Consider the following 13,948-nt stretch of genomic DNA (forward strand, 5'->3'; position numbering starts at 1 on the left):
TGCTGCTGTGAGAGCAGGCCCTGGGCGAAGTGTAGCCGCTGGTTACTTGAGACTGCCGGAAAGGAACTGCTGCAGCCGCTCGGACTGCGGATTGACCAGCACTTCGCGCGGGTTGCCACGCTCCTCGACCACGCCCTTGTGCAGGAACACCAGCTGGTTGGACACCTCGCGGGCGAAGCCCATCTCGTGGGTCACCACCACCATGGTGCGCCCCTCCTGAGCCAGGTCCTGCATCACCTTGAGCACCTCGCCGACCAGCTCCGGGTCGAGCGCCGAGGTCGGCTCGTCGAACAGCATCACCTCCGGCTCCATGGCCAGGGCGCGGGCGATGGCCACGCGCTGCTGCTCGCCGCCGCTCATGTGCGCGGGATAGGCGTCCTTGCGATGGGCCACGCCGACCTTGGCCAGGTAGTGCTCGGCCTTGTCGCGGGCCTCGGCCTTGTCCACGCCGAGCACGTGCACCGGCGCCTCCATGACGTTGTCCAGGGCGCTCATGTGCGACCACAGATTGAAGTGCTGGAACACCATCGACAGGCGCGAGCGCATGCGCTGCAACTGCTTGGCGTCGGCGGCCTTGAGCGCCCCCTCCTTGTTCGGCACCAGCTTGAGCTCCTCGCCGTTGAGCAGGATCTTGCCGCCGTGCGGCTGCTCCAGCAGGTTGATGCAGCGCAGGAAGGTACTCTTGCCCGAGCCGCTCGAGCCGATGATGCTGATCACGTCGCCGGCCTTGGCCGCCAGGGAGACGCCCTTGAGCACCTCATGGCTGCCGTAGCGCTTGTGCAGGTCCTGAACTTCGAGTTTGTACATGGTTTCCACTCTCTTGAATCAGCCGCCGAACCGGCGACCCAGGGAAATTGACGACCGCCGTTCAGGCCTTACGCGGCGCCAGGTAGGCCAGCCAGCGCAACTCGGCGCGCTTGAACAGGCGCACCAGGATGAAGGTCAGCACCAGGTAGAACAGGCCGGCAGTGATGAACGCCTCGAACGGCATGTAGTACTGCGAGCTAACCGTGCGCGCCGCGCCGGTGATGTCGATCAGGGTGACGATGGACGCCAGCGAGGTGGTGTGCAGCATCATGATCACTTCGTTGCTGTATTGCGGCAGCGCGCGGCGCAGGGCCGAGGGCAGCAGGATGCGCCGGTACAGCTTGGCACGCGACATGCCCATGGCCTTGGCCGCCTCGATCTCGCCGTGCGGCGTGGCCTTGAGGCTGCCGGCGAGGATTTCCGCGGTGTAGGCGCTGGTGTTGATGGCGAAGGCCAGGCAGGCGCAGAAGGTGGCGCTGGAGAAATACGGCCACATGAAGCTGTCACGGATGAACTCGAACTGGGCCAGGCCGTAGTAGATCAGAAACAGCTGCACCAGCATCGGCGTGCCGCGGATCACGTAGGTGTAGAGCCAGGCCGGAAAATTCACCAGCGGCGACTTGGACACCCGCATCAGCGCCAGCGGCAGCGCCAGGCTGAGGCCCAGGGCCAGGGAGATCAGGAGGATTTTCAGGGTCACCAGCACGCCGTTGAAGTACAGCGGCAGGTTCTCCCAGATCATGTTGTAGTCGAAGATCATGGCACGGCTCCTACAGCTCGGCGGCCTTGGTGCCGACCGAATAGCGTTTCTCGAGGAAACGCAGGGCCAGCAGGGAAACACTGGTCAGCACCAGGTACAGCGCCGCCACCGCCAGGTAGAAGGTGAACGGCTCGCGGGTCGCGTCGGCGGCGCTCTTGGCCTTGAACATCATGTCCTGCAGGCCGACCACCGAGATCAGTGCCGTGGCCTTGGTCAGCACCAGCCAGTTGTTGGTGAAGCCGGGGATGGCGAAGCGGATCATCTGCGGCACCAGGATGCGGAAGAACACCTGCACCCCGCTCATGCCGTAGGCCGCGCCGGCCTCGGCCTGGCCTTTAGGGATGGCCATAAAGGCGCCACGGAAGGTCTCCGACAGGTAGGCACCGAAGATGAAGCCCATGGTGAACACGCCGGCGACGAAGGGATTGATGTCGATGTAGTCGTCGTAGCCGAGCAGCGGCGCGACGCGGTTCACCAGATCCTGGCCGCCGTAGAAGATCAGCAGGATCAGCACCAGGTCGGGAATGCCGCGAATCACCGTGGCGTAGGTCTCGCCGAGCATGGCCAGCCAGCGAATCGGCGACAGGCGAAAGGCCGCACCGAGCAGGCCGAGAAAAATCGCCACCGCCATCGATGTCAGGGCCAGAAGCAGGGTGAGCCAGGCACCGTCGAGAATGGTCGAGCCGTAGCCTTGAAGCATGCGCTAGTACCTCATGCGGGCGCCGCGAACGGCGCCAGGTAGCACAACAGAAACTGCCGGGAGCCAGGCTCCGCGACGGCCCAGAGGGCGGCCGCCAGGACCGGCGGCCAGAAAGAAGCGGCACAAACCGCGAGTGAAGCCTGTGCCACTTGCCGTGCGTTGCGCTTACTCGCCGTAGACGTCGAAGGCGAAGTACTTGTCCTGCACTTCCTTGTACTTGCCGTTGGCGCGGATGGCCAGGATGGCAGCGCTGATCTTGTCGGCCAGGGCCTTGTCGCCCTTGCGCACGGCGATACCGGCACCCTCGCCGAAGTACTTGGTGTCGGTGTAGTCCGGGCCGACGAAAGCGAAACCCTTGCCGGCATCGGTTTTGAGGAAGCCGTCGTCGATGTTCACCGAGTCGGCCAGGGTGGCGTCCAGGCGACCGGACTGCATATCCAGGAAGATCTCGTTCTGCGAGCTGTAGCGCACCACCTCGATACCGGCCGGGGCGAAGACGTCGGTGGCGTAACGGTCGTAGATGGAGGCGCGCTGCACGCCGACCTTCTTGCCCTTGAGGTCGACCAACGGATCCTTCAACTCGGTGCCGGCCTTCATCGCCAGCTTGGCCGGGGTGTGATAGTACTTCTTGGAAAAGTCCACCGACTTCAGGCGGTCTTCGGTGATCGACATGGACGACAGCACGGCGTCGAACTTGCGCACCTTGAGCGCCGGGATCAGGCCATCGAACTCCTGCTCGATCCACTGGCACTTGACCTGCATCTCTTCGCACAGGGCCTGGCCGATGTCGTAGTCGAAGCCGCTGATGGCGCCATCCGGGGTCTTGAAGGCGAAGGGCGGGTACGCCGCCTCGATGCCGATACGCAGCGGTTTGGCATCATCGGCCATGGCCAGCGGCGACAACAGGGACAGCGCCAGCGCGCCGAGAAGTGCGATCTTCTTCATTTTTTTGCTCCTTCGAATGGGAATGGCATCGATGGCAGTGGGGTTGGCCCTGGCCTTTGAATGAATTGTAGAAAGACTGCTGGTCTTTGCCGCGCAAGCGAGCGGGCAAAGGGCCTTGGCTGGGTGAGCGGCATTCTAGCGACAGGGGCTGAGGCGATATTTCCTCAATGCGACAACTAATTACAGAAGCCCTGGAGGCGCCGGGCAGGCGTATTGACAGGCAGGCCTAAACGTGCATCACGAAAAGAATCGCAAACCAAATACTTAAGCAATAATCGCGCCCCATTCCATGAAACCCCCGATTCACCGGGCCTGCAGCGCCCAGGCAATGGCGCAGCGGCGGCCCGTGCGGCACCGCAACGGGGCCCGAACGTTCCCTAACGCCCCATCCCGACGCACCCTGTTACCGCAACGCGTAGGGTGCGCCATACGCACCACCCACCTGGCGCCCCCTCAGGGGCCAACCCGCAAACCCAACCGCGCCGCCACCCGTCCCTCGTCGCGACGCTCCATGCCGGCCTCCTCGATGCGCACACCCTGCCCTTCCAGCGCCTGCAGCCAGCGCAACAACTGCTCGAACGGCGCCGGCTGCAGGCTGACCTGCACCGCGCCCTGGCCCTCAGCATCCAGGCGCTCGATGGCCAGGCCCTGCTCCGCCGCCGAGGCGGTGACCAGCCCCTGCAGGCGCGCCGGGTCGAGGCTGGCGCGCGGCTGCAGCTGGCGTCCGCGCAGCTCCGGCGCACGGCTCTGCAGGTATGCATGCAGGCTGCGCTGCTCCTCGAAGGCGCTGCGCGCCGCCTGGGCGTCGCGCGCCACCGGCTGCCACAGCAGCAGATAGCCCAGCACCAGCGCCAGGAAGGCACCCAGCGCCAGCAACGCCAGGCGGTCGCGCGGCCCCAGCGCCTGCCAGCGCAGCGCCAGACTGGAACGCTGCCACTGCAGCTGCAACCCCTGATTGAACTGACGCCAACTGGCCATGCTCATCCTCCTATCACCAGACGCGCGCTGACGCCGTCCGCCTCGCGGCTGGCCGAGCCCATCTGCACCTCGAGCCCGGCCTGTTCCAGGCGTTCGCGCAGGCTTTCCAGCTCGGCGAAATCCGGCGCCTGCAGCTGCAGGGCGAGATCGGCGCGACTGGCGCTGTAATCGAGCTGATTGACCTGTACCCGCGCCGCGCCGCCTGCCGGCAGTGCCCGCGCCACCTCGCCGAGCAGGCCGAGCAGCGGGCTGTCGCCGCTGCCGGCGGCATCGGCCAGGTGCTGATCCAGCTGCGCGCGCAGGTTGACCAGCTTGCGATCCTCGGGAAACAGCTCGCGGTACAGCGCCTCGCTGGCCAGCGCGTACTGGTCGGCCTGGCGCTGCAGGTACCAACCCTGGACCAGGTTGAAGCCCCACTGCAGCAACAGGCAGAGCGCCAGCACCCCGGCCAGCGGGCGCCAGCGCCGCCAGCCGTCGCCCGCCTGGTGCAAGGCGAACTCGCCCTGGGCCAGGTCGACGCCCGCGCCCTGGCGCACCAGCCACTGTTGCGGCTGCTGCAGCAGGTGCACCTCGTCGACCGGCTCGGGCAGCGCCTGCTCGGCCGGCGCGCTGGCGATATGCGGCGCCGGGCAACGCGGCGCCAGCGCAGGCCAGCTCTCGGCCTGCAGCGCCAGGCGCAGCGGCGCCTCGCCGCCGAGCAGCCAGCGCGACTCCAGCCAGAGCAGCTGACTGCCCTGGCGCGGCAGCAGGTCGGCATCGACGCGGATCGCCTGCGGCGGCTGCGCCGCGCACAGCGCCAGGCACTGGCGCAGCCAGTCGGCGCGCAGCGCATAGACCCGGTGGCGACCGTCGGCCAGTTGCTCGCCCAGGGCCAGGTGCATCTGCTCGACATCCTCGGCAAGCAGTTCCTCCACCGCGAACGGCAGCGCCTGGCGCAGCCAGCGCGCCTTCTGCGTCGGCAACTGCACGGCGCAGGCGGTCACCGTCTCCACCGGCAGCACCAGTTCCCAGGCCGCCGGCAGCTCGCGCAGCGCCTCGCCCAGGCTCAGCGTGCGACATTCGGTGAAGGTCACCCACTGCACCGGCAGCTCCGCCGACAGGCCCTGACAGGCCTCCGGCGGCAGGAAGATCCATAGCTGATTCATCGTTGTGCTTCCTCGACGGGCAACGGCGGCGTACCGCCCTGCCCCAGATCACGCGCCAGGACACTGACCTGGCCATCATTGCCGCGCTGCAACAGGCTGCGCAACACCACGCGGCGCTCGCCGAGGCTCACCTCGCTGAACACCTCGAAGAACTGGCTGCCCACCGCCAGGCCCTGCAGCGCCTGCTCGCCGAGGCCGGCCAGGGCCGGCTGGGCGGCGAAGGCCGCTGGGCTGGCAAAAGCCTCACGGCCGCGCGCCGCCACCAGCGCCAGCGCGGCATCCGGGCTGAGGCCGTCGGCCAGGCTGGACAGCACCACGGCGCTGGCGCTGTTGACGTTGAGCAGCGCCTCGCCCGGCAGAGCGCTGACGAAGGGCAGCAGGCGGCGGTAGTCGGCCTCGTCCATCTCCAGCAGCAGGCGCAGCTCGGAGACGTCGGCGAGCTGGCGGTTGGCCGCGCGATAAGGCGGCGCGGCCAGCAGATACTGGCCGTCCTCGGCGCCCTGGCCACCGCTGGGTTCGCCGTCGCCATCGAGCCAGTCGAGCAAGCGTTCGGCGTAGGGCTTGGCGATCTCCAGGCGCAGCAGCAGGCGGCGCAGGCGCAGCAGCGCCAGCTCGTCGGGCTGGCCCTGGCGCACCAGGCTGTTGAGGTTGAAGCGGCCGCTGGGATCGACGATGCGCACGCGCAGCTCGCCGCCCTCGTCCAGCGCGAAGGGTGTCAGCGGCTGCGCCCAGGGTTCGCCCAGGTGATCGACCGGCTGGCGCGGATCGCCCTGGCGCAAGTCGCGCTGGAGGATGGCCTTGGCCAGCGTCTCGCCGCCCAGCGCGTAGTGCCAGGCCTGGCGCACGTGCAACTGGTTGGCGCTGCTGCGGATCGACAGCTGCTGGCGGGCGATCAGCCCGGCGCAGACCACGGTGACCAGCGCCACCACCAGCAGCACGGTGATCAGTGCCACGCCGCGTTGAGGTTTCATGGCTGCGGCTCCTCAGGCTCAGCGGGGTCGCCCTCTCCATCGCCGGGGGCAGGCACGGCGCTCTGCAGCGGCGCGTCCGGCAGGCGCAGCAGGCGCCGCAGCTCGCCATGGCGACGATGCTCCAGGCGCAGTTCGAGGGCGCGCGGCAGGCCGGTGAGCAGGCTGTCGCCAGCGGCATTGGGCGGCGGCCAATCGGCGTGCCACTGGCCCTCGTCGTCGAGGTAGCGCAGGCTCAGCGCCTGCACCCCGTCGAGCGCCTGCTGCACCTGCGGCTGGCTGTCCTGGGCCTGGTCCAGCACGCGCCAGTAACGGCGCTGCCACTGTTCGCCGCTGAGCTGCCAGCGCACCCGCTGCAGCTCGGCGCGCGGCTGACCGAGCGGATTGCGCCAGCCGGCGCGGGTCAACTCCAGCGCCGAGGCATCGCTCGGCTCGCTGCGCAGCGCCGGCTGCGGGTCGCCGAAGCCATCGCGGATCGGCCGCACCGCCACCTGCAGTACGTCGCGCTCGAAGGCGGCCATCGCCCGCACCAGCTCGCGCAGCTGCTGCTCGTGGTTGCGGGTGGCGGCGTCGGCGCTGAGCACGCTGTCAAGCATGCGGTAGGTGGCCAACCCGAGAATGGCGAAGATGGCGATGGCGATCAGCAATTCGAGCAGGGTAAAGCCGCGCTGCGGTCGAGCTGTAGGAGCGAGCTCTGCTCGCGCATCCAGATTGAGGCCGTTTCGCGAGCAGAGCTCGCTCCTACGGGCCATGCGCTTCATCACGGCGCCCCCAGAAAGCCGCTGAGGCTGACCAGTGCGCGCTCGCGCAGATCGCCCGCGGCGCCACGCTGCTCGGCGGCGACCCACAGGGTCACCCGGCGCATGCTCGGCTCGCTGGTGGCCTGGATCTCGCTCTGCCACAGCCAGCGGCGCCCGGCGAACTCCACCTGGCCCTGGTCGCGGCCGTCGGCCGGCGGCGCCTCGGCCAGCTGCAGTTCGGTAAGGCGGTTGTCGGCCACCCACATGGCCAGGGTCTTGGCCTCCAGTTGCGCGGCGGTGCGCACGCTGCGCGCGCTGGCAGTCAGCACGCTGGCGGCGACCAGGGCGAAGATGGCCAGCGCCACCAGCACCTCGAGCAGGGTGAAACCGCGCGCGCGCTTCATCCGGCGCGCCCTGCCGCCAGCTCCTCGATACGCGGCAGGCCGAAGCCGTCGCTGGACAGCTGCAGCTGCAGGCCGTCGCGGCGGCGCTCGGCCAGGCGCAGGCGAAAAGGCGTGAGCTCGCCGCTGGAGAGAATCAGCAGTTGCGGCGCCAGGGCGCTGGCCGCGCCGGGCAGGCGCAAGGCCTCGCCCTCCCCCTCGCCCTCCACCTCAAGAGTCAGCTCGGCCCAGTCCGGCAGGCGATGCGCCTGGCGATCCAGCGCCTGCCACTCGCCGCGTCGCGAATCGTAACGCAGCACCCGGTAGCCCTCGCGGGTAAAACTCAGGCCGTACTCGCGGTTATCCAGCACCGCCTCGTCGGCCAGCACGCCGATCAGGCCGGCCAGACGCTCAGCCTCGCCGCGCAGCTCGCGGCTCGGCCCGGCCAGCCCGGTGCCGAGCACCGCCAGGCCGATCAGGCTGCCGAGGATGACCAGCACCACCAGCAGCTCGATCAGGGTGAAGCCCCTCGCCCGCCTGGCCGAGCCCGCCGGTACGCGCTGCATGGCGATCAGAGATCCCAGTTGCCGATGTCCGCGTCCAGGTCGCTGCCGCCCTGCTTGCCGTCGGCGCCGAACGAATAGAGGTCGAAGGCGCCCTTGGTGCCCGGCGCCAGGTACTGGTAGGGATTGCCCCAGGGGTCGACCGGCAGGCGCTTGAGGTAGCCCTCCTTGTTCCAGTTCTTCGCCGGCGGGTTGCCGCCGGGCTTGCTCACCAGCGCCTCGATGCCCTGCTGGGTGCTGGGGTAGTTGTGGTTGTCCAGCTTGTACATGTCCAGCGCCGCGCCGATGGCGCGGATGTCGTTCTGCGCCGCGGTGACCTTGGCCTGATCGGGCCTGCTCATCACCTGCGGCACCACCAGCGCCGCGAGGATGCCGAGAATGACCACCACCACCATGATCTCGATCAGGGTGAAACCCGACTGTTTTCTACTCACCTGCTAACCCACCATTTGGTTCAACGAAAGAATCGGCAGCAGGATGGCCAGGACTATGACCAGCACCACCGCCCCCATGAATACCAGCATGAACGGCTCGAACAAGCCCACCAGCAGGGCGATCTGCGCGCCGAGGTCGTTCTCCTGATTCTTCGCCGTGCGCGCCAGCATCTGATCCAGCTCGCCGGAGCGTTCGCCGCTGGCGATCATGTGCAGCATCATCGGCGGAAACTGCCCGGTGGCCTCCAGCGAACGGGTCAGGCTGCCGCCCTCGCGCACCTTCTGCGCCGCCACCAGCACCTCGCCTCGGATCACCCGGTTGCCGATCACCTCGCCGGCAATCGCCAGCGCCTCCACCAGCGGCACGCCACTCTGGGTGAGAATCGCCAGGGTGGAGGCGAAACGCGCGCAGTCGGTGGCGCGTCCCAGCCGGCCCAGCAGCGGCACGCGCAGCAGAAACGCGTGCCAGCGCAGCTTGAACGCCTCGTCGCGCAGCGCCCAACGCAGGGCGACGATCGCCAGCGCCAGCAGCACCAGCGTCGCCGCGCCCCAGGCCTTGACCCAGTCGCTCAAGGCGATCAGCCCGCGGGTCAGCGCCGGCAGGGTCTGCCCGGAATCGACGAAGACCTTGACCACGTCCGGCACCACGTAGCCGAGCAGGAAACCGACGATGAGCAAGGACGCACACATCAGGATCAGCGGGTAGAGCAGCGCCAGCTGGATCTTTTGCCGCGACTGCTGGCGCTGCTCGGTGTAGTCGGCCAGCTGTTCCAGCACCGGGCCGAGGTGCCCGGCGTGCTCGCCGGCGGCCACGGTGGCGCGGTACAGCTCGGGAAAGGCGGCGGGAAATTCCTTCAGGCTGGCGGCCAGGCTGTGGCCTTCCAGCACCCGCGCGCGCACCGCCAGCAGCATGGCCTGAATGCGTGCGCTGGTGGCTTGCGCGGCGGCCGCACGCAGCGCCTCCTCGATCGGCAGCGCCGCCTGCACCAGGGTCGCCAGCTGCCGGGTGACCAGCGCCAGGTCGCGCGCCGACAGGCCGCGGGCGAAGCCCAGGCGCGCGCCGCCGCTGGCCTGCTCGCGGTTGCGCGTGGCCTTGACCTCCAGCGGCGCCAGCTGGCGTTCGCGCAACAGCTGGCGCACCTGGCGCGCGCTGTCGGCCTCCAGCACGCCTTTCTGCTGGCGGCCGCGCCCGTCCAGGGCGATGTATTCGAAGGCGGCCACTTACTCCTCCCGGGTCACGCGCAGCACTTCCTCGACCGTGGTCACCCCTTCCAGCACCTTGCGCCGCCCGTCGTCGCGGATGCTCGGGCCCAGGCGGCGGGCGTGGCGGGTCATGTCCTGCTCGGAGGCGCGGCTGTGGATCAGCGTGCGCATGGCTTCGTCGAACACCACCAGCTCGTAGATGCCGGTACGCCCGCGGTAGCCCTGCTGGTGGCACTCGGCGCAGCCGCGCGCGTGGTACAGGGTCGGCGCCGATGCGGCCGGCACGCCGAGCAGCGCGCATTCGGCCGCATCGGCGGCATAAGGTTCCTTGCACGCCGGGCACAGCACCCGCACCAGGCGCTGGGCCAGCACGCCGAGCAGGGAGGACGACAGCAGAAAGGGCTCCACGCCCATGTCCACCAGGCGGGTGATGGCGCCGATGGCGCTGTTGGTGTGCAGGGTGGACAGCACCAGGTGGCCGGTCAGCGAGGCCTGCACGGCGATCTCGGCAGTTTCCTTGTCGCGGATCTCGCCGACCATCACCACGTCCGGGTCCTGGCGCAGGATGGCGCGCAGGCCGCGGGCGAAGGTCATGTCCACCTTGGTGTTGACCTGGGTCTGGCCGATGCCTTCGAGGTGGTATTCGATGGGGTCCTCGACGGTGAGGATGTTGCGCGTGTGGTCGTTGAGGCTGACCAGGCTGGCGTACAGCGTGGTGGTCTTGCCCGAGCCGGTGGGGCCGGTGACCAGCAGGATGCCGTGCGGCTTGCGCACCGTGTCTTCCATCAGCGCGCGGTCCTCGGCGCGCATCCCCAGGTGCTGCAACGATAGGCGCCCGGCCTGCTTGTCGAGCAGACGCAGCACCACCCGCTCGCCGTTGGCCGAGGGCAGCGTGGAGACGCGGATGTCCACCTCGCGCCCGCCGACCTTGAGCGAGATACGCCCGTCCTGCGGCACGCGCTTCTCGGCGATGTCCAGGCGTGCCATGACCTTGACCCGCGACACCAGCAGCGCCGCCAGCTCGCGCTTGGGTTCGAGCACTTCGCGCAGGATGCCGTCGACGCGAAAGCGCACCACCAGGCGCTTCTCGAAGGTTTCCAGGTGGATGTCGGAGGCGTTTTCCTTGATCGCCTCGCCGAGGATGGCGTTGATCAGGCGGATGATCGGCGCGTCGTCTTCCTGCTCCAGCAGGTCTTCGGTCTCCGGCACCTGCTCGGCCAGCGAGGCCAGGTCGAGGCTGCCGCCAATGTCCTCGGCCAGCTGCATGGACGCCGAGTCGTGCTGGTAGGCCGCGCCCAGGGCCAGGGCGAACTCGCCGGCGGCGAGCGGGCGCAGCGGCAGGCTGCGTCCGGCGAAACGCTGCGCCTCGGCCAGCGCCACCGGCTCGCAATCGGCCCGATACACCAGGCAGGCGCGCCCCTCGTGCAGCACGAACACCACGCCGTGACGTTTGGCGAAACTGAAGGGCAGACGGCGCAGGGGAGTCTCGAGCAGCGAAGCGTTCATGCGATGAACCTTAAAAACAGAACCTTACCTTGAGTATTACAGCCCAATCTGACTGTTTGCCCCTCTACGGCGGTCTTTTTTGTCATGGTTATTGGGCTATCTTTAACACATCGCCCAATACAGCACACCCACCCCATATAGGGGATGTCAACGCCGCGCAGGCTGTTATGATCGGCCCGCGACGCATAGCACATAAAAAGAATTAGAACGTCGTTTCCGGAGTAATGCATTTGGCCCTCCCCCAGCGCCTCAAGGACAACGCCCCGAGCGTGCTCGGCATGCTCGTGCTGATCGCCCTCAGCGTCAGCCTGGCCTGGCAAAGCGCCGAGTTGCTGCGCCTGGTGCGCGGCCCCGCGCTGCAGCCGCCGAGCCAAGCCGCCAGCCGCCTGGAACAACCCAGCCAGGCGCCCCTCGCCCAGCTGTTCGGCAGCGCCAAACAGGCCGACAGCGGCCCGCCGCCGGCCACCAACCTGCAACTGACCCTGCTCGGCAGCTTCGTCCACAGCGACCCGCAACGCTCCAGCGCGCTGATCCAGCGCCAGGGCCAGAGTGCCCAGCGCTACGCCGTGGGCATGGAGGTGGACAACGGCGTGCGCCTGGATGCGGTCTACGCCGACCGCGTCGAACTGCTGCGCAACGGCCGCCGCGAGAGCCTCGCCTTCCCCCGCCAGCAGAGCGGCCAGTATGTCTACACGCCGCCGGCCGAAACGGCCGACGCCGCCCTCGATCAACTCGACCAGCTGGAGCAGGACAACCTCGAACAACTGCGCCAGCGCATGCAGGCGCTGCGCGAGCAGATGGAAGCCGCCGGCACCCTGCCCGAAGAAACGCCCTCCGATCAGCCCATGGAAAGCGAATGAACCGATGCATGCCATCCGCAGCCGACTGACCCTCGCCCTACTCGCCGCCGGCCTGGCCGCCGCCCCCCTGCCCCTGCTGGCGCAGATCGAACAGGTGCCGGCCAGCGCCAACCAGCAGGACGAAAGCTGGACCATCAACCTCAAGGGCGCCGACATCCGCGAATTCATCGATCAGGTCGCCGCCATCACCGGGCAGACCTTCGTCGTCGACCCACGGGTCAAGGGCCAGGTCAACGTGGTGTCCAACACCCCGCTCAATCTGACCGAGGTCTACCAGCTGTTCCTCTCGGTGATGGCCACCCACGGTTTCAGCGTACTGACCCAGGGCGACCAGGCGCGCATCGTGCCCAACGCCGAGGCCAAGGCCGAAGCCGGCGAAGGCCGCCCGGCACCCGATCGCCTGGAAACCCGCCTGATCCAGGTGCAGCACGCACCGGTGGCCGAGCTGATCCCGCTGATCCGCCCGCTGGTGCCGCAGTACGGCCACCTGGCCGCCGTCACCTCTTCCAACGCGCTGATCATCAGCGACCGCAGCGCCAACATCGCGCGCATCCAGGATCTGATGCGCCAGCTCGACCAGACCGGAGCCCGCGACTACAGCGTGATCAACCTGCAGCACGCCTGGGTGATGGACGCCGCCGAAGTGCTCAATACCGCCATCGCCCGCGGCCAGGCCAAGGGCGCCAGCGCCACCCAGGTGGTGGCCGACGCGCGCACCAACCGCCTGATCCTGCTCGGCCCGCCGGACGCCCGCGCCAAGCTGGCCAACCTGGCCCAGTCACTGGACACCCCCACCAGCCGCTCGGCCAACACCCGGGTGATCCGCCTGCGCCACAACGACGCCAAATCGCTGGCCGAGACCCTCGGGGAAATCTCCGAAGGGCTGAAGAACCAGCAGGATGGCGAGACCGCCGGCAAGCCGTCGAACATCCTCATCCGCGCCGACGAGAGCCTCAATGCCCTGGTGCTGCTGGCCGAGCCCGATCTGGTCGCCACCCTCGAAGACATCGTGCGCCAGCTCGACATCCCGCGCGCCCAGGTGATGGTCGAGGCGGCCATCGTCGAAGTCTCCGGCGACATCACCGACGCCCTCGGCGTGCAGTGGGCGGTGGATGCGCGCAGTGGCAGCGGCGGCACCGGCGGCCTGGGCGGGGTCAACTTCTCCGGCACCGGGCTGTCGGTGGGCACCGTGCTGCAGATCCTGCAGAGCGGCGAGGTGCCGGAAAACACCACCCTGCCCGACGGCGCCATCATCGGCATTGGCAGCGACAACTTCGGCGCGCTGGTCACCGCGCTGTCGGCCAACAGCAAGAGCAACCTGCTGTCCACCCCCAGCCTGCTGACCCTGGACAACCAGAAGGCGGAAATCCTGGTCGGGCAGAACGTGCCGTTCCAGACCGGTTCCTACACCACCGATGCGGCCGGGGCCAACAACCCCTTCACCACCATCGAGCGCAAGGACATCGGCGTCACCCTCAAGGTCACCCCGCACATCAACGAAGGCGCCACCCTGCGCCTGGAGATCGAGCAGGAAATCTCCTCCATCGCCCCCAGCACCGGGCTCAACGCCCAGGCCGTGGACCTGGTGACCAACAAGCGCTCGATCAAGAGCACCATCCTCGCCGACGACGGCCAGGTCATAGTGCTCGGCGGGCTGATCCAGGACGACGTCACCGAATCGGTGTCCAAGGTGCCGCTGCTCGGCGACATCCCCCTGCTCGGCGGGCTGTTCCGCTCCACCCGCGAATCCCACATCAAACGCAACCTGATGGTCTTTCTGCGGCCCACCGTGGTGCGCGACGGCGCCGGCCTGGCCGCGCTGTCGGGCAAGAAATACAGCGACATCCGCATCCTCGGCAGCGCCGACGAAGGCCGCCCGAGCATCCTGCCGCGCAACCCGGCGCAGCTGTTCGACGGCCAGGGCGCGCCGGCGGTGGATCTGCGCCAGTAAGCGAGTTG

At 68.4% G+C, this 13,948-nt stretch carries 15 protein-coding genes; 2 read left to right on the forward strand and 13 right to left on the reverse strand.

Annotation, left to right across the window (positions count from 1 at the left end; translation table 11 throughout):
* Positions 1 to 42: 42 nt before the first annotated feature.
* The 13 genes from EA796_RS01060 to gspE form a co-directional block, all read right to left on the reverse strand.
* A complete protein-coding gene (locus EA796_RS01060; RefSeq protein WP_021443533.1) occupies positions 43 to 807 on the reverse strand; it encodes an ABC transporter ATP-binding protein in 765 nt (254 codons plus the stop codon).
* A 61-nt stretch (positions 808 to 868) separates the two neighbouring features.
* Positions 869 to 1,567, reverse strand: a complete 699-nt coding sequence (locus EA796_RS01065) for an ABC transporter permease (RefSeq protein WP_122107197.1) — start codon at positions 1,565 to 1,567, stop codon at positions 869 to 871.
* A gap of 10 nt (positions 1,568 to 1,577) precedes the next feature.
* On the reverse strand, positions 1,578 to 2,267 hold the full coding sequence (locus EA796_RS01070; RefSeq protein ID WP_021443531.1) for an ABC transporter permease: 690 nt from the start codon (positions 2,265 to 2,267) through the stop codon (positions 1,578 to 1,580).
* A gap of 165 nt (positions 2,268 to 2,432) precedes the next feature.
* Positions 2,433 to 3,212 (reverse strand): ABC transporter substrate-binding protein, encoded by a 780-nt coding sequence (locus tag EA796_RS01075; protein WP_021443530.1) that lies wholly within the window; start codon positions 3,210 to 3,212, stop codon positions 2,433 to 2,435.
* 453 nt (positions 3,213 to 3,665) lie between these two features.
* Positions 3,666 to 4,190: a type II secretion system protein M gene (locus EA796_RS01080; protein ID WP_122107198.1), complete on the reverse strand. Its 525-nt coding sequence runs from the start codon at positions 4,188 to 4,190 to the stop codon at positions 3,666 to 3,668.
* 2 nt (positions 4,191 to 4,192) lie between these two features.
* The gene (gene gspL, locus EA796_RS01085; protein ID WP_122107199.1) at positions 4,193 to 5,335 is read right to left on the reverse strand and encodes a type II secretion system protein GspL; all 1,143 of its coding nucleotides are present in this window, start codon (positions 5,333 to 5,335) and stop codon (positions 4,193 to 4,195) included.
* Positions 5,332 to 6,306: a type II secretion system minor pseudopilin GspK gene (gene gspK, locus EA796_RS01090; RefSeq protein ID WP_122107200.1), complete on the reverse strand. Its 975-nt coding sequence runs from the start codon at positions 6,304 to 6,306 to the stop codon at positions 5,332 to 5,334. Before gspK ends, gspL begins: the two co-directional genes overlap by 4 nt.
* Complete coding sequence (gene gspJ, locus EA796_RS01095; protein ID WP_256679054.1) at positions 6,303 to 7,064, reverse strand: type II secretion system minor pseudopilin GspJ; 762 nt, start codon at positions 7,062 to 7,064, stop codon at positions 6,303 to 6,305. The genes gspK and gspJ overlap by 4 nt, the downstream gene beginning before the upstream one ends.
* Positions 7,064 to 7,447, reverse strand: coding sequence for a type II secretion system minor pseudopilin GspI (gene gspI, locus EA796_RS01100; RefSeq protein ID WP_122107201.1), 384 nt, complete (start codon positions 7,445 to 7,447; stop codon positions 7,064 to 7,066). The genes gspJ and gspI overlap by 1 nt, the downstream gene beginning before the upstream one ends.
* Complete coding sequence (gene gspH / locus EA796_RS01105; RefSeq protein ID WP_122107202.1) at positions 7,444 to 7,989, reverse strand: type II secretion system minor pseudopilin GspH; 546 nt, start codon at positions 7,987 to 7,989, stop codon at positions 7,444 to 7,446. The genes gspI and gspH overlap by 4 nt, the downstream gene beginning before the upstream one ends.
* Before the next feature lie 5 nt (positions 7,990 to 7,994).
* The gene (gene gspG, locus EA796_RS01110) at positions 7,995 to 8,420 is read right to left on the reverse strand and encodes a type II secretion system major pseudopilin GspG (protein ID WP_122107203.1); all 426 of its coding nucleotides are present in this window, start codon (positions 8,418 to 8,420) and stop codon (positions 7,995 to 7,997) included.
* Positions 8,421 to 8,423: 3 nt separating this feature from the next.
* Positions 8,424 to 9,641: a GspF family T2SS innner membrane protein variant XcpS gene (gene xcpS, locus EA796_RS01115; RefSeq protein ID WP_122107204.1), complete on the reverse strand. Its 1,218-nt coding sequence runs from the start codon at positions 9,639 to 9,641 to the stop codon at positions 8,424 to 8,426.
* A complete protein-coding gene (gspE, locus tag EA796_RS01120) occupies positions 9,642 to 11,129 on the reverse strand; it encodes a type II secretion system ATPase GspE (protein ID WP_122107205.1) in 1,488 nt (495 codons plus the stop codon).
* A gap of 230 nt (positions 11,130 to 11,359) precedes the next feature.
* Between gspE and EA796_RS01125 the strand changes: the two genes are divergently transcribed.
* Positions 11,360 to 11,989 carry a type II secretion system protein N gene (locus EA796_RS01125; RefSeq protein ID WP_371921446.1) on the forward strand — a complete coding sequence of 210 codons (630 nt, stop codon included), beginning with the start codon at positions 11,360 to 11,362 and terminating at the stop codon, positions 11,987 to 11,989.
* Between the two features lie 4 nt (positions 11,990 to 11,993).
* Complete coding sequence (gene gspD / locus EA796_RS01130) at positions 11,994 to 13,940, forward strand: type II secretion system secretin GspD (RefSeq protein WP_021442345.1); 1,947 nt, start codon at positions 11,994 to 11,996, stop codon at positions 13,938 to 13,940.
* Positions 13,941 to 13,948: the final 8 nt, after the last annotated feature.

It is taken from the genome of Pseudomonas sp. AOB-7 (assembly GCF_003696305.1).
Classification (GTDB): Bacteria; Pseudomonadota; Gammaproteobacteria; order Pseudomonadales; family Pseudomonadaceae; genus Aquipseudomonas.